The organism is Vibrio proteolyticus NBRC 13287 (genome assembly GCF_000467125.1).
Classification (GTDB): Bacteria; Pseudomonadota; Gammaproteobacteria; order Enterobacterales; family Vibrionaceae; genus Vibrio; species Vibrio proteolyticus.
On sequence record NZ_BATJ01000005.1, the window covers coordinates 256,355 to 276,040 of the forward strand.

At 40.4% G+C, this 19,686-nt stretch carries 24 protein-coding genes and 1 pseudogene; all 25 read right to left on the minus strand.

The genetic code is table 11. The annotated features are described in order from the left end of the window. Positions 1 to 519 precede the first annotated feature (519 nt). Complete coding sequence (locus tag VPR01S_RS08645) at positions 520 to 789, minus strand: Txe/YoeB family addiction module toxin (protein WP_005464459.1); 270 nt, start codon at positions 787 to 789, stop codon at positions 520 to 522. Beyond that, complete coding sequence (locus tag VPR01S_RS08650; protein ID WP_005526636.1) at positions 782 to 1,036, minus strand: type II toxin-antitoxin system Phd/YefM family antitoxin; 255 nt, start codon at positions 1,034 to 1,036, stop codon at positions 782 to 784. The genes VPR01S_RS08645 and VPR01S_RS08650 overlap by 8 nt, the downstream gene beginning before the upstream one ends. A 215-nt stretch (positions 1,037 to 1,251) precedes the next feature. Next, positions 1,252 to 1,596, minus strand: a complete 345-nt coding sequence (locus VPR01S_RS08655) for a 5-carboxymethyl-2-hydroxymuconate Delta-isomerase (RefSeq protein ID WP_021704937.1) — start codon at positions 1,594 to 1,596, stop codon at positions 1,252 to 1,254. A 166-nt stretch (positions 1,597 to 1,762) separates the two neighbouring features. Continuing rightward, complete coding sequence (locus VPR01S_RS08660; RefSeq protein WP_021704938.1) at positions 1,763 to 2,227, minus strand: DUF2059 domain-containing protein; 465 nt, start codon at positions 2,225 to 2,227, stop codon at positions 1,763 to 1,765. Between the two features lie 162 nt (positions 2,228 to 2,389). After that, positions 2,390 to 2,527: a hypothetical protein gene (locus VPR01S_RS22625; protein WP_156008694.1), complete on the minus strand. Its 138-nt coding sequence runs from the start codon at positions 2,525 to 2,527 to the stop codon at positions 2,390 to 2,392. A 4-nt stretch (positions 2,528 to 2,531) separates the two neighbouring features. After that, the gene (locus VPR01S_RS08665) at positions 2,532 to 3,071 is read right to left on the minus strand and encodes a hypothetical protein (RefSeq protein WP_021704939.1); all 540 of its coding nucleotides are present in this window, start codon (positions 3,069 to 3,071) and stop codon (positions 2,532 to 2,534) included. Between the two features lie 170 nt (positions 3,072 to 3,241). After that, positions 3,242 to 3,619: a carboxymuconolactone decarboxylase family protein gene (locus VPR01S_RS08670; protein ID WP_021704940.1), complete on the minus strand. Its 378-nt coding sequence runs from the start codon at positions 3,617 to 3,619 to the stop codon at positions 3,242 to 3,244. A 58-nt stretch (positions 3,620 to 3,677) separates the two neighbouring features. Beyond that, positions 3,678 to 4,034, minus strand: coding sequence for a MerR family transcriptional regulator (locus tag VPR01S_RS08675; protein WP_040902437.1), 357 nt, complete (start codon positions 4,032 to 4,034; stop codon positions 3,678 to 3,680). A gap of 154 nt (positions 4,035 to 4,188) precedes the next feature. Further along, a complete protein-coding gene (locus VPR01S_RS08680) occupies positions 4,189 to 4,605 on the minus strand; it encodes a lysozyme inhibitor LprI family protein (protein ID WP_021704942.1) in 417 nt (138 codons plus the stop codon). Between the two features lie 138 nt (positions 4,606 to 4,743). Then, positions 4,744 to 5,175, minus strand: a complete 432-nt coding sequence (locus VPR01S_RS08685) for an NUDIX hydrolase (RefSeq protein ID WP_021704943.1) — start codon at positions 5,173 to 5,175, stop codon at positions 4,744 to 4,746. Positions 5,176 to 5,863: 688 nt separating this feature from the next. Next, positions 5,864 to 6,532 carry a hypothetical protein gene (locus VPR01S_RS08690; RefSeq protein ID WP_021704944.1) on the minus strand — a complete coding sequence of 223 codons (669 nt, stop codon included), beginning with the start codon at positions 6,530 to 6,532 and terminating at the stop codon, positions 5,864 to 5,866. Positions 6,533 to 7,413: 881 nt separating this feature from the next. Continuing rightward, positions 7,414 to 8,073: a pentapeptide repeat-containing protein gene (locus VPR01S_RS08695; RefSeq protein ID WP_021704945.1), complete on the minus strand. Its 660-nt coding sequence runs from the start codon at positions 8,071 to 8,073 to the stop codon at positions 7,414 to 7,416. Positions 8,074 to 8,218: 145 nt separating this feature from the next. Continuing rightward, positions 8,219 to 8,692, minus strand: a complete 474-nt coding sequence (locus tag VPR01S_RS08700) for a hypothetical protein (RefSeq protein ID WP_021704946.1) — start codon at positions 8,690 to 8,692, stop codon at positions 8,219 to 8,221. Positions 8,693 to 9,391: 699 nt separating this feature from the next. Then, entirely contained in the window at positions 9,392 to 9,865 is a 474-nt protein-coding gene (locus VPR01S_RS08705; protein ID WP_021704947.1) for a GrpB family protein, read from the minus strand. Between the two features lie 106 nt (positions 9,866 to 9,971). Next, the gene (locus VPR01S_RS08710) at positions 9,972 to 10,973 is read right to left on the minus strand and encodes a DUF4238 domain-containing protein (RefSeq protein ID WP_245580783.1); all 1,002 of its coding nucleotides are present in this window, start codon (positions 10,971 to 10,973) and stop codon (positions 9,972 to 9,974) included. Between the two features lie 69 nt (positions 10,974 to 11,042). Then, positions 11,043 to 11,519: a GNAT family N-acetyltransferase gene (locus VPR01S_RS08715; RefSeq protein ID WP_021704949.1), complete on the minus strand. Its 477-nt coding sequence runs from the start codon at positions 11,517 to 11,519 to the stop codon at positions 11,043 to 11,045. A gap of 156 nt (positions 11,520 to 11,675) precedes the next feature. Then, positions 11,676 to 12,047 (minus strand): acyl carrier protein, encoded by a 372-nt coding sequence (locus VPR01S_RS08720; protein WP_021704950.1) that lies wholly within the window; start codon positions 12,045 to 12,047, stop codon positions 11,676 to 11,678. A 140-nt stretch (positions 12,048 to 12,187) separates the two neighbouring features. Next, positions 12,188 to 12,613: pseudogene (locus VPR01S_RS08725) on the minus strand (N-acetyltransferase). A 152-nt stretch (positions 12,614 to 12,765) separates the two neighbouring features. Then, on the minus strand, positions 12,766 to 13,119 hold the full coding sequence (locus VPR01S_RS08730; RefSeq protein WP_021704952.1) for a VOC family protein: 354 nt from the start codon (positions 13,117 to 13,119) through the stop codon (positions 12,766 to 12,768). Between the two features lie 92 nt (positions 13,120 to 13,211). Then, on the minus strand, positions 13,212 to 14,246 hold the full coding sequence (locus tag VPR01S_RS08735) for a PD-(D/E)XK nuclease family protein (protein WP_021704953.1): 1,035 nt from the start codon (positions 14,244 to 14,246) through the stop codon (positions 13,212 to 13,214). Between the two features lie 136 nt (positions 14,247 to 14,382). Beyond that, positions 14,383 to 14,808 (minus strand): N-acetyltransferase, encoded by a 426-nt coding sequence (locus VPR01S_RS08740; RefSeq protein ID WP_021704954.1) that lies wholly within the window; start codon positions 14,806 to 14,808, stop codon positions 14,383 to 14,385. A gap of 1,325 nt (positions 14,809 to 16,133) precedes the next feature. Next, positions 16,134 to 16,580, minus strand: a complete 447-nt coding sequence (locus VPR01S_RS08745) for a DUF3291 domain-containing protein (protein WP_021704955.1) — start codon at positions 16,578 to 16,580, stop codon at positions 16,134 to 16,136. 126 nt (positions 16,581 to 16,706) lie between these two features. After that, on the minus strand, positions 16,707 to 17,432 hold the full coding sequence (locus VPR01S_RS08750) for a hypothetical protein (protein ID WP_021704956.1): 726 nt from the start codon (positions 17,430 to 17,432) through the stop codon (positions 16,707 to 16,709). Positions 17,433 to 18,490: 1,058 nt separating this feature from the next. Then, positions 18,491 to 19,012, minus strand: coding sequence for a cysteine hydrolase family protein (locus VPR01S_RS08755; protein WP_021704957.1), 522 nt, complete (start codon positions 19,010 to 19,012; stop codon positions 18,491 to 18,493). 136 nt (positions 19,013 to 19,148) lie between these two features. Then, entirely contained in the window at positions 19,149 to 19,604 is a 456-nt protein-coding gene (locus VPR01S_RS08760) for a GNAT family N-acetyltransferase (protein ID WP_040902438.1), read from the minus strand. Positions 19,605 to 19,686: the final 82 nt, after the last annotated feature.

The window sequence follows — 19,686 nt, forward strand, 5'->3', positions numbered from 1 at the left end:
TTTCAAAAAAAAAGACCAATAGACAAATAAACACCTTTTAACAAAGCCAAAAAAGTTCATTTAAAAACCGACACTTAATGCAAGTTAGCCACAGGAAACCACTACAATTCTCACGACAAAGAAATCGCCCTTTCAACACCAACAAAACATTTTGCGAAAACAAACTTTCAGAGCAGAATTTCAACGAGTAAATCAGTACCAAAAATACTGAAACTAGCAGCGATTTAAGCCAGATAAACTACCTACGCACCGACTCGAAAATTGAATGAGGCAACCCACGATACTTGGTTTGCACAATTGGCTGAGAGCTCCAAGAATTTGGATAACCAATGCTCACTTGCCGAAAAATCAGAACAAATTGCCTGAGAGAACAATGGATTGAGCCTCAAAATTGGACAAAGCACATAACGCCGCATTAAGGTGTGAGCAGCGCTTGGCTATACTTGAGCGAAGCGAAACTGCCAAGCGTTGGGAATCACTCTTAAATGCTTTGTTAGATGCCAAATCGCTGAACCTGATTTAGTAGTGGTAACGACATGAAATTATCGTTATCGCTTGATCATCAACTGCGTAAACAAGTCTATTAGTATCATCAATACGACGAGACCAAAAACCAGATAAGTTTTCTTTTAATGGCTCCGGTTTACCGATGCCCTCAAATGGAGAGCGCTTTACATCATTGATGAGTTTATTGATGCGCTTGAGTGTTTTCTTGTCTTGAGTTTGCCAATACAGGTAGTCATCCCAAGCGTCATCTGTCCACGACAATAAACGTTGACTACTACTCATCAATTAACTCTCGTGCTGTTGTTTTACCAGCACGGTACTGTGCTATAGAACGGTTTAGGTGTTCAGCATTTTGAGGGGAGCGTAGTAAATGCACTGTTTCCATAAGGCTATTGTAGTAGTCTAAAGACATAACTACTGCATCCTCAGAATCACGGCGTGTGATAACTGTTGTATCAGCATCATTAACTACACCGTCTAAAACAGCTTTGAGACCATTTCTAGCTTCAGTAAAAGATACGATTCTCATAAGAACCTCCACATGTACGTTTAATGGAACAAGTATAGTACCCACCACTCTACTTGTACAGTAAATTGAACATGCAATATTGATAAGGCAACTAACGCCGCGTTAAGTGGTGAACAACGCCTGTCACCCTACCTAAACCATTAAACACTTAAGCAGAGACAAACTGAGAATGCCGAGCGTTGTGAATCCGTCTTGAACGCTTTGTTAGCAATTCACTACAGCATTGTACGATTACAATAAGTAGCCTTTTCAAAGTCACTTATGTTCATAGCGATGTTGGGAACATTCGGAAACAAGGCAACAAGCTTTGACACTACTTGTTGTGATAGTATCGCCTTCTGTTCTGTAGTTCTTCCTTGCATGATAGATGCAAACACATGAATAAACTCCTCTCGCTTATTACCCACTGAGTACTTTTGAAAAGAGTTTATTCTGACCTTGATATCATTCACATCAAACAGCCCTGTACCATGAGCTACCAAAAAAATTTGCTCGATAATAAACTCTTCATCATGAGACTTTAAAATACTTTCTGAACAATCCATTACGAAATGTGGCATTAATCCTCCTAACTATCATTGTATTGCTAACGCCGCATTAAGGGGTGAACAACGCCACCACCCAACCTAAACCATTGTGCCGTAAACACTTAAGCTAATTCAAACCAATACTGTCAAGCGTTGTGAATCCCTCTTGAATGCTTTGTTAGGCAAATACCAACCGCGCTCACTTGCCCTGCAATTGCTTTATTCTTTCAGACTCTTCTCTAATCATTTGTTCTAATATATGAGCATTTTCCATTACTCGCTGTTGACCAATGGCTGCCCCTTGCGCTGTAAGCATAGGTGTCAGCCGAATCGACTTTTTACCCGTTGGGGTCTTCAGAAATGCCGTTATTTCTCGTAATTCCCTTTCTGTATAAGCGCTCATATACAACTCAACGAAACTATCTCTTAAGCTTTCACCACTCATATACGTGGCGAAAAATTCTCTCATCGTACTTTCAAAGGGTTGTAGTTGAGGGTTTGATTGAAGCTGCATTGTTAGCATTGAGTCAATTGTTTCCGACATCAACTGATTCAACTCCATTGCATCCATTAGTTCATGAGCAGCATCCTCATGACTGCCGGCCCAAGAATTTACCGAAAATAACACTATTAGTAATGTAATTGTCTGATTGAGGCACTTCATTTTATTTCCTTGTAATGATGTAATTATTTCATTTGCCTAACGCCGCATTAAGGTGTGAGCAACGCTACAAATAGACTCAACCATACCACCGTAAACACGAACCCCGACGATGGAATGAAAAATGTCAAGCGTTGGGAATCACTCTTAAATGTTTTGTTAGTTCTATTTCTCCCATTTTCCATTCTTACATGTGTAAGGTCCAATTACAGATCCTTCTGCATAAGACTTGCCATTATAAGGGCAATCAGCAAAAACAGGTGGTGCTAAAAGTAGCAATAAAACTAATATTGTAGTTTTCATAACCTTATCCTTTGAACATTGTAAATTGCTGGCCTGGTTGTGCGGCAAGAACTGTAACATTCGCACTTTTGTTTACAATTCCTAGATTTTCAGCGTGCTCCTTACTGAGCCAAATCATTTCAGGCTTATCGCCACATGCAACTCCATTAGCCTGTGCCTGAATAATGCTTTGATTCTCCAAATTTGTAATTAGCACAATTCTATTGCTAAGGTGTGACTTTGAGCAAACAACTACGCTATTTACATTATCAGAAACTGTTGCTGTAAGAGCATATTCTTTATTTGAAGGCAACGGACCAAAAAACTGAGAGCTTGATACCACTAATGCTAAAAAGGTATTTAGGTACATATATTTAGATATAGAGCCTAAAACAGTTGCATTGGGGTTATCCTTTTTCTGCTCTGTAGATAGAAGCCTAAATGCCATCATTGACAATAAAAAAATTAGACCAATTAGTCCTTGTTTAAGGACTCCTAGTATATCTAGACCTTTGTTTAATTCTAAAGTTGATATGCTCAACATTATCTCATTTAGCTCTGGCATAAATCCGACTCCTATGTATCAGAGTAAAGAATAGCATACGCAACAAAGCCAGTATAAACTAACGCCCGAATATCTCCAGAACTAACGCCGCATTAAGGTGTGAGCGGCGTTTGGCTATACTTGAGCGAAGCGAAACTGCCAAGCGTTGCGAATCACTCTTAAATGCTTTGTTATGCCTTTCGCTCGGTGATCACTTCTTTAAAAGCAAACATTCCATTTAAAGCGGCAGGAAAACCTGCATAAATTGACATTTGTAATATGACCTCTTTGAGCTCATCTTCACTACAACCAACGTTAAGAGCGGCATTTAAATGAACTTTAAGCTGAGGCTCACAATTCCCTAGCGCTGTTAATGCGGCAACCGTTGCGATTTCTCGCGATTTTACATCCAACCCTGTACGTGCATATATATCCCCGAAAGGAAACTCTATTGTATACCTGGCCAAATCAGGGCAGATATCTTGCAAACTTTCGATAACATTTTTTCCGGCTTCGCCATCAATGCTTATTAATAATTCGAGACCGGTATCAAAACGTGATTTGTCCATTGGTATGCTCCTATTTCGTAAGTACAAGCACACCATACAAGTTAGAGTTCACTCTAAGTCAACGAACTTTTCCATTATTATAAAGTTTAATTTTTTCTTCTAAGGCAATAAGATGTGACTGTTGTTGCTCGATATGAACTATCAAATTTTCTCGGTGTTGCTCTAGCAACATCTGACGCTGTAATACAGTATCTACTCCTGACTCCCTTAGCCGCGCATACTCCAGAATTTCTTCGAGAGGCATCGCCGTTTCTTTTAGGCGCTTCACAAATTCAATCCACCCCAAATCTTTCGAAGTATATACTCGGTGCCCACTTCTATTTCGTTGGATATTCTTGAGTAAGCCTATTTTTTCATAATATCGAAGAGTGTGTGACGACAAGCCAACCAAACTTGAAAACTCCTTCATATTCATGATTTCATCTCCTCGGCATAACGCCCTGTTAAGGGGTGAGCAACGCAATACCGAAGCCGCCGCATACCACCTTAATAACTAAAACCAACGCATAGTAAAAATGCCACGCGTTGCGAATCCCGCTTGAACAGTTTGTTATGTGCGTGGTTGAAACCTACTCTACACTTGGCTCCGGCAAAACTGGTGGGGTACTGTCCATATAAGTTAAAAAGTTTTCCCATAACTCGTGCGTTCTTTGTTTAGTTAGCTTAGTTTTGCACGATATCGCCATAATTCCACGAATAGTTCCATCACGCCATTGCGTATAAACCGAATCACAGTGAGAGGACATATATGCTTGCCAATCCTGTTGCGCAAGCTTAATTGCCGCGATCAGTTCTGGGTCATGAGAGTTATGCTCAAAGCTAGTGCTTAGATATTTGTCTAATTTAACTTGTGCTGACTCTAGTTCAATAGCGCCACATTGGTTTATCTCGATTGTGGTCATCGCATTATTACAGTCAATGGACTCTTCTTCAGCAAGAGCACCAAACGAAAGACTAGCTAATATGATGATTAGATACTTATTCATCGTTTTCTCCGAAAGCACATAACGCCCTGTTAAGGGGTGAGCAACGCTACCGCCGAACCTAAAGCATTGTGCCATAAACACTAAACTTGAAGTAGAAGCAAAAATGCCAAGCGTTGTGAATCCCTCTTAAATTGTTTGTTATATGCACAGAATTTCCACTTGTTTGATGGCGTCAGAGAATACTTTATGACACCTAAAATCGGGCTGACTGCTTACTTTATGCCAAAAGAAATTGAATTCATGCCCGCCGTCGTCTTGCGTAAAGAAACTCCAGTTATTCGGTAATTGTTGCTCTATTTCACAAAGTACGAAGTGCCACAAATGATTTTGAAACCCGCTTTCCCAACTACCTAGGTAGCGAGTTCTTGATACGCTAGATAACCCTGATTCTTCTTTCAGCTCTCTCAAGGCGGCACTTTCAATAGAAATATCCGACTGTTCTAATGTGCCTTTAACCAACTGAACTTCAGCTAATGGATGTTCAAACAGCAGTAACTCGCGATTGTTTCCTGATTTTCTAAGCACTATAGGGCAGACTTTGACTTCCCTCTTTCGGATTCTTTCTTCCACTGAACTCTCCCGTGCATATAACGCCCTGTTAAGGGGTGAAGCACGCAATGACCAAGCCGACGCATAGCACTTCAACACCGAAACCAACGCATACCAAAATTGCCACGCGTGCTGAATCCCTCTTGAACTGTTTGTTAGCACGCTGCCCTTTAAGCCTTTGGCACACGCCAAGGCATTGAAATATAGCACGAAACTTATAGCTTAAAACACTAAACCAAACGGACAACTGCCAAACTAAAAACAAACATCAAGACGTAAGTTGGCTAGAAGAAAAACATGCTCAACTGCCCTTTTTCACCGCATTTAAATTAGCAAAGAATGCGGGCTTCGAACTTGAACAACAGCGACAAAGAAACCCTTGTTTTGCCGAAAAATTCTCAGCGCCAAAGAAACCACGCCAGAGAAATAGCCCGAAAGTTAGAAACCGTAAAAGATAAACTCAAAGCGAAAACTTCACATCTAGTGCCACCGGAGCGAACCTGAAAGGCACAATTGAACAGATGTAAAGCGAGGAAAAGAAACCAATAAAAACAGAAACTTTTAGCCTTTGATGCCAACACAGTGCTAACGCCCTGTTAAGGTGTGAGCAATGCAATACCGAAGCTCCCGCATACCACCTTAAACACTGAACGCAACGCATAGTAAAAATGCCACGCGTTGCGAATCACTCTTAAACAGATTGTTATGTTTATGGTTCAAGCGAACGGTCACCCCGAGTTAAATCTAAATCTAAATCCAGTCCATTAGTAATTATTTCTAGTTTGGATAAAGAGCTATCCTGCACAGCGTCGATAAAATCATCTCGGCGATCACCATGATGGCACCCGACCAATTTATTCATTATATAGTGCTCTAAACTTATTCGGCTTTTACCAATTTTTAATTGCTCTCGTTGATCACCAATACGAACCATAGGGCCAGTATCTCCACCTTGCGGTGCTTCAACAACAATATAATCCGCTGTATGTTTATACATCTTATCGCATTGACCAATTAGGCGAGTACGCTCTCTCTTACTCAGGTCATCTGATTTTCCGTTTTTTGCTTGCCCAAGAATAGCTTTGGAACAACCATTTTCTACACCTTTCTTATTAAAGACAATTGCAAAATCAGCTCCATACTTATTTTCAGCAGCACCGGGACCACGATCATTTACAACCACCGTTTCGAACTTAAATTCTAATGTACCACTTGTTTTAGGGTCTTTTATCGTTCCATTTAAACGCCCCATTACCGCTGAAACGTATGCTGCCTCTTGTTGATAATTTTTCCGTTCGATACCTTGATGAGCACTTTTGATATGTTCAAAAGCCTTTCTCAGGAATTTCTTATCTCTCAAATCAACCTCGTATTTCATTCATAAACATAACGCCCAATTAAGGTGTGAGGCACGCAATACCAATGCTTCCGCATACCACCTTAACCACTAAAACCAACGCATAGTAAAAATGCCACACGTGCCGAATCACTCTTAAATTGTTTGTTAGTACGCTGTTCTAGAACCTTTTGGCTTGCACCAAGATATTGAAATATAGCACGAAACTGTTGGCTTAAAACGCTGAAGCCAAACGGACAACCGCCAAACTAGAACTCAATCTCCAAACGCAAATTGGCGAGAAGAAAAACACGCCAAACTAATCTATTTTGACCAGGTTCAAATTAGCAACGGATTCGGTCAGCAGATTTATACAACCACACCAAAGTACCGAATTGAATGCTAAAAAGCCAACCACACAAAAGAAACCGCGCCAACGAAATAGCCCAAAAGTTAGAAACCGTAAACGGTGGAATCAACGCGAGCGCTCCGCATATAGTGCCACCGGAAAGAACGTGAAAGGCACGCCCGTTCGGGTGTAGAGCGAGGAAACGAAACCAATAAACACCAAAACTTTTAACCTTTGATGCCAATCCCGTACTAACGCCGCATTAAGGTGTGAGCGACGCTTGGCTATACTTGAGCGAAGCGAAACTGCCAAGCGTTGCGAATCACTCTTAAATGCTTTGTTATGTGAATTTTTTATAGCACAGAAGGTCAATCTCACCACCAAACATAGAACTGATATTTACAACCACTTTGTATAGAATTAACGCAACGAAAGATGAAATTGTTAAAACATCCATTACCATAGGCAATACCTCCACTAACTTTGAAACAATTAACGCTGTAACCCCGCATCAGTCCGTAGACTAGCATTAACCGTTAGCACCAGAGTTCTATGGGTAGCAAGACCGGGGGATTTAAAAGCTACCACCGTTAATGACCTTACGCAATACGTTTTGTATGTAACTGAGAGTATGAAACTCACGCTCAATTAACAACGCAGCTTCAGGAAGAATAGCGACAAGATTACTTTCACCAAACTCTTCAACCAAGACTCCTAAAGAGATTGTATCCAGCTTTCCTTTTTTTCGATGCAAGACTGTCGACCTACGGATCAAATCATGCTCTCTGAGCTGATTTACAACCCCCACAAGAGGGAGGTCAAAGCTACTTGCAGGCGGATAATTGTCGTAAAACTCAGTGTTAACAAAATACTTTTCCGGAAGGAATGTACGTAAGTTCGTTGAGCCAATAACTTTACAGTTTATGAATTGCGCATTCTTAAGTTTTGCTTTCTCAAAAGTCGACGCTGCAATAATACAGTCGGAAAATACAGCACTCTCTAAATTACACTTTCTAAATAACGCACCACGAATTAAACAACCTTTAAACGATGCACGAGCCATATTACAAAATTTAAACTTTGTTCCGACTAGTGAAGTACGATCAAATGTGCAGCCTGAGAAGTTTGAGTTGTAACTGACTGCTTTATTGAAATTCTTTAGGAGAAAACTTTTCGTTGAAGCATCATGATTTGTGTAGCCGAAAGCCAGCCTATTTCGGTCATTTATTGTCATTATTATCCTCTGAACTCAACATTCACATAACGCCGCGTTAAGTGGTGAGCAACGCTACCACCCTAGCTAAACCATTGTGCCGTAAACACTAAATTCAAAGCAAACCGAAAATGCCAAGCGTTGTGAATCCGCCTTAAACGCCTTGTTAGTTTTGGACTAAAACAGCGCGAGTTAACCTCACTGAACCACTTGCCTTAGCACCGGTAGTCGAAAATGTACCTTCAAGTTCATCATCACTAATAGAAGTGAGCCGAAACTGGCCAATAGTGTCTCTTTTATGTCCGTATAATGTAAAAAGCAAATCTAACTGAGCTCCTACTAAACGTCCCTGCATATCGATTTTGACTCTTTGAGAGATAGGTAGATCTTTGAGGTTCTCAGTGATTTTTTCACCCGTACCAGTAACCTTATCACCTGTTTGATTCAAATACACTTGGTAGCCGACTTCCAAACCTTGATAAGGATTATACGCAGTGTTTTCTATAACAAGGTTTAATCCCCATTGACCCGTAAGATCATGAGAAGGCTTTGATTCAAAGTACTGAACAATTCCGATAGCGGCAGCAATGACACCAATTAAAGTCACAAATGTTGGAATAATTTTTTTAATTTCAATCATGTCTAATCAGCCACCTATCCTTGTAAAAACTAACGCCTTGCTAAGGTGTGAGTAACGCAATACAAAAGCTACCGCACAGCGCCTTAATCACCATAAGCCACCGCATAGTAAAAATGCCACGCGTTACGAATCACTCTTAAGCAATTTGTTAGTACATGCGCTACTTCTATTTATGCGCTCCAAGATATTGAAAACTGGCATGATATGAAAGGCTTTGAACACTGAAGTGAGACGGGCAGCTACAAAACTTTACCTCGATTGGAAGACGAAAGTTGGCTAGAAGAAAAACACTCTGAACTGCCCTACTTTCACTAGCTTCAAATTAGAAAAGGATTCTTTCCTCGCACTTCAACAGCCACACCAAAAGTAATCAAGGTTCTCTCAAAAGCCACCACGAAAATGAAGAAGCGCCAAAGAAATAGGCTAAGAGTTAGAAACCGTAAACGCTGAAATCAAAGCGAACACTCCGCATATAGTGCCACCGGAAAGAAAGTGAAAGGCACTAACTGAAAGGTGTAAAGACGAGCGCCAAAACAGATAAACACCAAAACTTATGACCTTTGATGTCAAACCCGTACTAACGCCGCATTAAGGTGCGAACAGCGCTATAACACCTAACCCAAACCACTGCACCTTAAACACTGAAACCAAGTTTAAACTGAAAGCGTCAAGCGTTGTGAGTCACTCTTAAATGCTTTGTTATACCTGTCCTAAAACGTGCTCAATAAAAGCTGACTTTTTTCGACGATACTCATCGTGAGACCAACCTGTACAGGACATTTTTAGTTCATTGTACTGTTGAACTAGCACGGGGCTTTCACGAAGTTTGTCTCTAAACACCACAAAGAAGTCAAACTCCGAACCTATAACAACCACTTGGAAAGCGACGTTCTCGCCAGAAGAACTTTCCAACATACAAAGTTCCGAAGTCCTCAGCGTGTCAGATTTTTCATTGAAGCCTAAAGTAGAAATTAACTCTATTGCTTTCTCAAATTTATTGCCGTCAACGCCGACATGTATGTCTAGATCACCTTTAGATACAGCATGAGGGATAGAAGAAGCGCCAATATGCTCAATCACTGCGTCCGGAAGCAAGACTTTTATCTCAAGCTTGTATTTCCGATACAGTTCTTCACAAGATGCCTGATATTCATCTGCTCTGTAAAACTTCATATTTTCTTCCAAAAGGCATAACGCCGCATTAAGGTGTGAGCGGCGCTTGGCTATACTTGAGCGAAGCGAAACTGCCAAGCGTTGCGAATCACTCTTAAATGCTTTGTTATGTCTTTATTTTTGAAGCCAAATCCCTTAACTGTTTTTCCGAAGAAGAATAAACCTGCTCATATGATGCGTTGAGTGTAATTTGGTTAAACTCTTCAACAGATAATTGGTCAAAACTCATTTCTTTTACAGAACCAAAAATTTCGTTTTTAACCAAAAATACAGCCAAATTAGGTGAAATTGGATAATAAAGACCAAACTCTTTTGTTTCCTCGCTTGAGTCTAATCTTGTGTCTAAGAAATTTACTACTGGCTGATCACAAGTAATAAATGGGATATCACTATTATTTTTTGCAACAACTAACTTATAGTCAGATCTATTAGCATATAGGTTGGCAGCTAACTTTGATGAGAATACAATCCGAATTAAGTTAGCACACTTTATTATTTGTTCACTATTTTTCCCAATTGCCCCTGAAACTAAGGCATCATGCTGCTTTTTAGTACGCAAATATTGCATGCATATATAATTTAAAAAATGTGCCGCGCTTTTTTCATTTTCAAATAAGCTTGTATCTCCGACCAGTAACCGAGTTAGGCAAGGTTCACCTTGTGACTCAATGTCAGATTGAATTTCCTCTTCAAGGTTATTGGCATAGTGCTTTTTTAGATTTTCTATTCCAACATGATTTCCATCTGATGGTAGTTTCTCTACATGCTCAACCTGAAGAAAAAGAGAAAATAATCGATCGAAAATAGCATTAGTCGATTCACCTACATTACTTAAAAACAAATCTCGCACATAATTTACATCTTGCTCAGTTAAACTATTTACCTTGTAAAAGTAGCTTTGTTGACCAACGTTCATTAAGTCTTTAGTAGAAAATACATGTTTCTTATCTCTCATGCATGCAAGCTTACCCCCTACCAACCAAGACTTAAGGTAACGTCTCCATACGTAGTGTTGCTTCTTTTTCTTTTGATTGAACATCTCAACATTTTCTCCAAAGACATAACGCCTTGCTAAGGTGTGAAGCACGCAATGACTAAGCTGCCGCATAGCACTTCAACACAAAAAGCACCGCATACTAAAAATGCCACGCGTGCTGAATCACGCTTAAGCAATTTGTTAGGTGCGTAACCACAGTTGATAAAAGTCAGTTTCATCGTGCTTTGGATTCTTACGCACAAACTCCCAATTGTGGCGCTTGTAAAAAGTAAGAGCCCTAGTGTTAGTTCGACTTACTGAAAGTACTGCACGCTTACAACCTGCTCTAAACAAGACATTTACGATGTAATCCTGCAACTTAGGAGCTAGCCCTAAGCCACGGAAATTTGATTTTAAATAAATCAGATGCACATAACCAGTTTCAGGCTCTGGTGAAAAACTGCGAAACTCCAACTGTCCTGCGAACTGACCAGAAACAAAAATATGAATGTAGAACCACTCTGGAGTCACCAAACGCTCAATAACTCGCTCGCGATAACCATTAATGAAATCATCGAATCCGTCATAATGACCGAAACTACAAAAGTATGCATCTTTTCTAGCATCTACGCATAAGTCTAAATCATCGATACTTATTTGCCGAAAAGCGATTTCCATATCTACCTTTTCCCTCTAGCACCTAACGCCTTGTTAAGGTGTGAGGCACGCAATACCGAAGCCTCCGCATGCCACCTTAACCACTAAAACCAACGCATACCAAAAATGCCACGCGTGCCGAATCACTCTTTAACAATTTGTTAGGTATTTCAACAACTAGTGCAAAGAGTTAGCACAGGCTTTGTGAACTATCTCTTGAAACTCTCGGACCGTTACTTTGTTTTTAATTTTTGGCTTAAACTCTTCTTCATCAAAATAAACTACCGGATCGACTACATCTTCGTCTTTAAGCTCAACCCCTATAGCTTCTTCAATATCAACAACTACAGTTATGAGATCTAAAACATCAGTATCAAAGTTTTGAGCATAGAATGTCTTATCAATAGCAATTTCATCCACACGAACATCGAGAGTCTTAGCCATTGCATCTAGTACTTTATCGTCTACTGCATCACAGCTATTAGCCCAAACGAAGTTTGAGTACGTAATTGCTAACACTGAATACAACACAAGTTTGAGATATTTCATGTTTTCCTCTTTGATACCTAACGCCGCGTTAAGGGGTGAACAACGCGATGCCGCCCAACTTAAACCATTGTGCCATAAACATAAAAGCTGAACTTTGAACCAAAACTGCCAAGCGTTGAGAATCCCTCTTAAACGCCTTGTTATGTGCCCGAACTCATTGTGTACTCTGGGTGTCCCGTATGCTCGTCACATTGCTCACTGACGACTGTAAAGCCTTGAGACAGATAGAACTGATAACTAGCCTGATTTTCCTTATATACGGAAAGGCTCAATATCGCTCTTTGTGCTTTAGCATGACTTTACAATTGCTTACCGATACCTTGCCCCTGAAATGCAGGAAACACGAATATAGCTGCCAAGTTGTTTTCATACAACGCATAAAAGCCGACTATTTTCGACTCGATTTCGTATACGAAAACTTCTGACGCTGGGATATAAACATTACGCATGCTCTCAACTTGAGACTCCCAAAAGTCAGCCGAGACAAAATCATGAGCTTTAACAGATGCTTCAAGCCAGATTTTAAGGACTGAATCTAAGTCATTTGAATTGTACTTTCTTATCATTTTAGAACTCTAGATTGTCAATTTATCGGGGCAACATAACGCCCGCTTAAGTGGTGAGCAACGCAACACGATGTTTCCGCATACCACCTAAATCACTAAATTTACCGCAAACTACAAATGCCATGCGTTGCGAATCCGCCTTAAAGCGTTTGTTATGTGGTAGTCCCACGAAGACCAATTAAGTTTCCAAATGGGTCTTCTACTTGGCACATTGAAAGCCCATTTTCTATTGCCATTGGACCGCGATAAAGATAGGCACCAAGTGCTTCAAAGTGGGCTAACGCAACGTATAAGTTGCCAACAGACCAATAGATAACTGTGCCATTTTTACCTGTACCAACCTTTTCGTCTGCTTGGACAATTTCTAAGGAAAAGCCATTTAGATCAAGTACAGTAAAATCGAAATCTGGATGATAAATTGGAACAGCTTCTGGAAAGGCTTTCTTATACCATTCAAGCCCTTTCGCGACATCTGGAACATGAACAAGAATAGCCGAAGGGGTCATAACTTCTCTCCTACCACATAACGCCGCGTTAAGTGGTGAGCAACGCAATGCCACTCAACTTAAACTATTGTGCTGTAAACACCAAAGCTGAATCAAACCGAAAATGCCAAGCGTTGGGAATCCGTCTTAAACGCTTTGTTATACAACAAACTTGCATGTTCGATGATTTTTTCAGCGTCTTTGAGCATGTTTATCGTTTTCACTAAATCAATTACACCATACTCATCAGTAATACGGTACTCGTTAGACGCTATACATACCGTCATAAAGCTACCATTACCGAAACGAGGAGGCTTGCTAACCGTTAGATCAGTTCCTAAATTGGCAGCACAATCAGTGATTAACTCATGCCAATAATTACGAGTTTTACGTTTATCCCAGTTATCACCGACCCAAATTTTAAAACACAACTTTTCTAGTTCAAGTTGTAGGTAATGGTCACAGTCTTTATCAAAGTTCCAAGACCACCAAAAGCCTAGAAAACCACCACTAGGGTTTGCGACATAATCCCAATTGCCGTTTTGTAGTTTCGTTTGTAGATATTGATAAAAACCAACCCAACTATCCCAGTGCCAATCTTTGATTGGTAATGTCTTAAAACTTTCGATACGCTGCTGTCGACCTTCCAAATATTCACGATAGTTTAATAAAACTTCATTTGTTCCCTTGTATTGAGTAAGAACTGCGAGAATATCTGACCTCAACACAGGGGCATATCCACTTTTTAGAACTTCAGATAAATCACTTTGTTCTTCAGTTTTGTAGTAAATTGGCAATATATTATCTTCGGTATATCCGCGGGAATTAATCTCAGACTTATAGCGATTAAGTTGATCAGAATGTTGTTTACTCCAAGTTTTATCCTCAATAAGGATTGCATACTGCTCATTAATTGCGCACAGGACATCTATATTTTTATCCTGCTTTGTGACTTCAATTTTCGATATATTTACTGGAGCTATAAGCGAGTGCTTTTTGAAAATTTTACGAAGGAACTCAATCGAACATTTATGCAAACTAGAGTCTGACTGTTCATATGCAGGATCCGCCCAACTTAGGAACCAACAGATGAAAGCATCTTGTGAAAGTTCACTTGTTGCGAAACTAAATAAGTTTGGAGTTTTCACCGTACTACCTCTTGTTGTATAACGCCCTGTTAAGGGGTGAGCAACGCAATACCAAAGCCGCCGCCAACCACCTTAAACACTAAAACCAACGCATAGTAAAAATGCCACGCGTTGCGAATCCCTCTTGAACAGTTTGTTATATGCCCGAACTCATTGTGTACTCTGGATGTCCAGTGTGCTCATCCAATTGCTCACTCACGACTTTGAAGCCTTGAGACAAATAGAATTGATAACTAGCCTGATTTTCCTTGTATACAGAAAGACTCAATTCCGCCCTCTGAGTTTTAACATGACTCAATAGTTGCTTACCAATGCCTTTACCTTGAAGTTCAGGAGAGACAAATATAGCAGCTAGGCTATTTTCATACAGTGCGTAAAAGCCAACTACTTTCGACTCAGCTTCGTAAACGTAAGTTTCTGAAGCTGGAATGTAGATGCTACGCATGTTTTCTACTTGAGATTCCCAGAACTCAGCCGAAATGAAATCGTGAGCTTTAACTGACGCTTTAAGCCAAATTTCAAGAACTGAATCCATGTCATTTTCGTTGTACTTTCTTATCATTTTAAAGCTCTAAATAGCAGAATTTATCGGGGCAATATAACGCCCAATTAAGGTGTGAGGCACGCAATACCGATGCTTCCGCATACCACCTTAACCACTAAAGCCAACGCATAGTAAAAATGCCACGCGTGCCGAATCACTCTTAAATTGTTTGTTAGTACGCTGTTCCTAAACCTTTTGATTTGCACCAAGATATTGAAATATAACACGAAACTGTTGGCTTAAAACGCTAAAGCCAAAGGGACAACTGCGAAACTAGAACTCAACCTCAAAACGCAAGTTGGCTAGAAGAAAAACACGCCCAACTACCCTATTTTGACCAATTTCAAATTAGCAAAGGATTCGGTCACCGAAACGTTAACAACCACACCAAAGAACCGAATTTAAGGCAAAAACCAGCCACACAAGAGAAGCCGCACCCACGAAATAACCAAAAAGTTAGAAGCCGTAAACGGTGAAGTCAAAGCGGAAACTCAGCATATAGTGCCACCGGAAAGAACGTGAAAGGCACGCCCGTTAAGGTGTAAAGCTAGGAAACGAAACCGATAAACACCTAAATTTTGACCTTTGATGCCAACCCCGTACTAACGCCCTGCTAAGGGGTGAACAACGCAATACTGAAGCCGCCGCAAACCACCTTAATCACTAAAATCAACGCATAGTAAAAATGCCACGCGTTGTGAATCCCTCTTGAGCAGTTTGTTAGTTTGCAGGCCCAAAGTTTTGATTTTACGTTATTTTAAACTTTGCAAACAATAAACTTTATGTGCTTTGATGCATTCAAGTCAGGCGTAGTCTAAAAGCGGCTAGTCAATGAAACCACGTGGAACAAACAACGCCGCAGAAAACGAACTCACAACACCAAAAAGCGTTTTTGGAAAACCATTCTCACAATGCGGACTTTCAACAAAGCCACTGAAACCACGTGAACTTACCACACCAGAGAAAACGCCATTTCAGCGAGTAAACCGACTTTTGTACCAACAAACTCAACGAGCAGAGTTTCAGCAAAAAAGTTCGACTCAGTTAACCCCAAAGTCGCCGCACCAAAGAACAAATCAACCGTTGAAACGATGCTAATTTTGGATTTTCACCACGCTAATTAACACTGAAATTGAACGCCAATACGACAATTTCAGCTTTGAGCTTTTACCACTAGATCTTGCGATATGGCTGCGTTTTTCCTCTTGCAAACTAACGCCCTGTTAAGGTGTGAGCAGCGCAATACCGAAGCCGCCGCATACCACCTTAAACACTAAATTCAACGCATAGTAAAAATGCCACGCGTTGCGAATCACTCTTAAACAGTTTGTTATACGCGTAGTTCACACAAGATCTGTTTCAGTAAAGTTCGTTTTAAATGTGAAAGCAAATGGCGTATCTCCGTGGTCTCGCAAATGTTGAAGGCGGGACAACGCTTCTTGTGGCGTTGGTATATGGCCGTCTTCAACCCACCATAAAACATAAGTATCTTCTGTCAATCGATGAAACCATTCGCTTTTGCGGCGCATGAAATCTCTATGGCTAGTGCGAAACATAAAATTTTTAAGTGAGTCAATATTTTCCCAAACTGACATATTTACAATCATGTTTGGATCATCAAACAACTTAATGCTTGTAGCATCACCAGAGTCGTCTTTTAAACGCCAGATAAAACCTTCACTTTCTTCAGCTATGCCATTAACCAGGTCTAAATTGTCTACAAATTCTTTAATTTCAGGCGCATCCAAAGGATATTTGGCAAGCGCAATATTTAACTGTGCTAATTTCATTTCATGACCCTCCTTGGTCAATAAGCGTATAACGCCGCATTAAGGTGTGAGCGACGTTTGGCTATACTTGAGCGAAGCGAAAATGCCAAGCGTTGCGAATCACTCTTAAATGCTTTGTTATATTAATTACCACCGCCCTATGTGACCTGACAGCTGATTATGATTTCCCCATTGTCTGGGGCGAATTTGATCAATAGAACCAAGCTCAACAGGCATCAAGAACGTAGCAAAAAATTCAGTGTATGCGAGGTAATTACACTCGTTAACCTTATGCAGCAACGGTAACAGTATTTCAGGATTTACCGTTGAATCCTGAACCCAGTTAAACCTAAGGGATAAACGCATAACATCTGGAATTTTCGTCATAACTTGCTTCAATGCACACAACGCATTCACGCAATGAAGCAGGTTAGCCTCTTTACTTGATTCTATACGATTGTGTTTAAGACGATTATAAACACGCCACCAAGCCATCGGACTAGAGTAGGAAGTAGAACTCCATTTTTCAAATGGGCACAACAACAATGGCTTTCCTTTTAAAAGAACAGACTTACTTTCAGTCAATTTCAAGGTACTTTCTAATTCACGGTGGTAATCATAGATATTGGCACCATTTCTTGTCATTTCCCTCCCTTTGGCACCCGGGCGCTTAAATCGTTCTGGCATTTGAGCTCGCAGTAATGTGTCAATGACAGAGCAGGTTTCAATGATGATAGATACAAGTCTAGGAGAGTGAATCTTTGCAAGATCCTTCTCCGAAGATAGTGGAACAATACCCACTACATCAGATAAACGGGATTCTATATTTTCGTACCACTCGTAGATTTCTATTACAACTTCTTCATCAAACATACGAAATTCCAAATATTAATATAACGCCGCGTTAAGGGGTGAATGCCGCATAAACCAACCTTCCGCAGACCACTTTCACCACCAAAACTCACCGCAAACCAAAAATGCCACGCGGCATGAGTCCCGCTTGAACGCTTTGTTATGTAGCCTGTATTTCAGCTTCAATTTGCCACCCAAGAAAAGCTGAACAAGCAGCGAATCTTGCCGCGCTCAAATTACCTGAAGTGGTTCACGAAATTGGACAGACAAAAAGACCAGCGTCTGTGGATTCAAATCGACCAGCGACAAAGATCGCTTTTGTGTAGGGAGAACCTAACGAACGGAACCGACATTGCACACAGACGTTTCGATAACATAATGCTCGCCACACCTTGCGATAGATGAAGTATCCGCGAACCATTTGCCTAAGACAACTGGATATAAACACCAATATTTATAAAGCTACATAACGCCCTGTTAAGCGGTGAGCAACGCTAACCACCCAACCTAAATATTTACACCGTAAACACTTTTACCAAATTTAGCATTAAACCGCCAAGCGTTGGGAATCCCTCTTGAACAGTTTGTTAGTTGCCAAACCCAAGGATTTGATTTGACGTTTATTACCGCTTTGCCAACAAGACCTTTACGTATTTTGTAAAACTCAAGTCAGGCGCAGTTTAAAAGCGCCTGTCACTGAAACCACTTGGAATTTACAACGACGTAGAAAACGGACTTTGAACATCAAACAAACCTTTTGGAGCGACAATGCAGCAGAGCAGACTTTCAACAAGACAATCAGCGTCTACAACAGAAAACCCAAACCGCACAAAGCACCAAAGCACGATTTTTACAAACCCAAATAACTAGAAATTGAAATACGAAAACCTAGCCAAAAAACACATGGACATTAGCCCTAAACATTCTGCTTTAGTTACATTTTCCCTCGTTGGCAACTAACGCCGCGTTAAGGGGTGAACAACGCGATGCCACCCAACTTAAACCATTGTGTCATAAACACTAAAGCTAAACTTTGAACCAAAACTGCCAAGCGTTGAGAATCCCTCTTAAACGCTTTGTTAGCCCGAAGTCAACGTTGCTGTAGAGTTCAGAACAATATTGGGATGCTTGGATAGAGTAAAGCTATGGTGTGCGATAATCGAAGGTGCATCTAAATGAGGCTTACCGTGTGTTGTATGAGCATCCTCTATCAAGGTAACTTTGTAGCCTTTGCTTGCAGCACTAAACGCCGTTCTATCTATACAAAATTCTGTTGAATAGCCACATATAAGTACATGCTCAATCTCATTTTCATCTAGATATTCTCTTAAGTTTGTATCATGGAACGAGTCTGGAGTTCTTTTGCGAATCTTATAGCTAGAATCGTTAATTGTTAAATCTGAAAACAGTTGCCAGCCATCACTTCCTGGCTCGAGTACTCCCGGGATTTCATGTTGTATAAATACAATTTTAATTTCAGACGAGCTAGCGTAACCCAACAATTGCTTAATGTTGCTTATTACACATTCAGATAAATATGGAGGATTGGTGGAACCAAAAACTCCATTTTGAACATCTACGACTAAAAGTGCCGATTTCATATTACTTCCTCCTAGGGCTAACGCCGCGTTAAGTAGTGAGCGACGCCTACACCTAACCTAAACCATTACACCGTAAACACAAAACTCAATTTGAACCAAGAATGCCATGCGTTGCGAATCTGCCTTAAACGCTTTGTTATGAGGCAACTCGAAGCGACAGAGAAAGGAAGTTTTCATCGCTTTCAGTCACCTCATATCCAAGAAATTTATAAAACCTGACCGCTGACTCATTTCGAGTAAAGCTTGATAAGGTTACGTAACTACGCCCTTGCTCTCGCGCTATTTCTTGAACCATATTCATGACCCTTTCACCCAGTTTTTGATTTTGAAATTCTGGAAACACAATAAGTAAATGTACATGAAGTGCATTGTCGTAAGGCTTGAAGCATAGCATTCCAACTTGTGTGTTATTGAGATAAACCCAGTGAAACCAATGCGGCTCATAGTCACTTTTTAAACGATTGGCCTGAAACTCGTCACACCAACCAAAGACGGCATCGACATGCGAATAAATCCCCTGTTTCACAACAGAAAATAGACTTTCAAACTCATCACTTTCTATTTGTATTAATTGAATATCCATATGCCTCATAACGCCGCATTAAGGTGTGAGCTGCGCTTGGCTATACTTGAGCGAAGCGAAACTGCCAAGCGTTGCGAATCACTCTTAAATG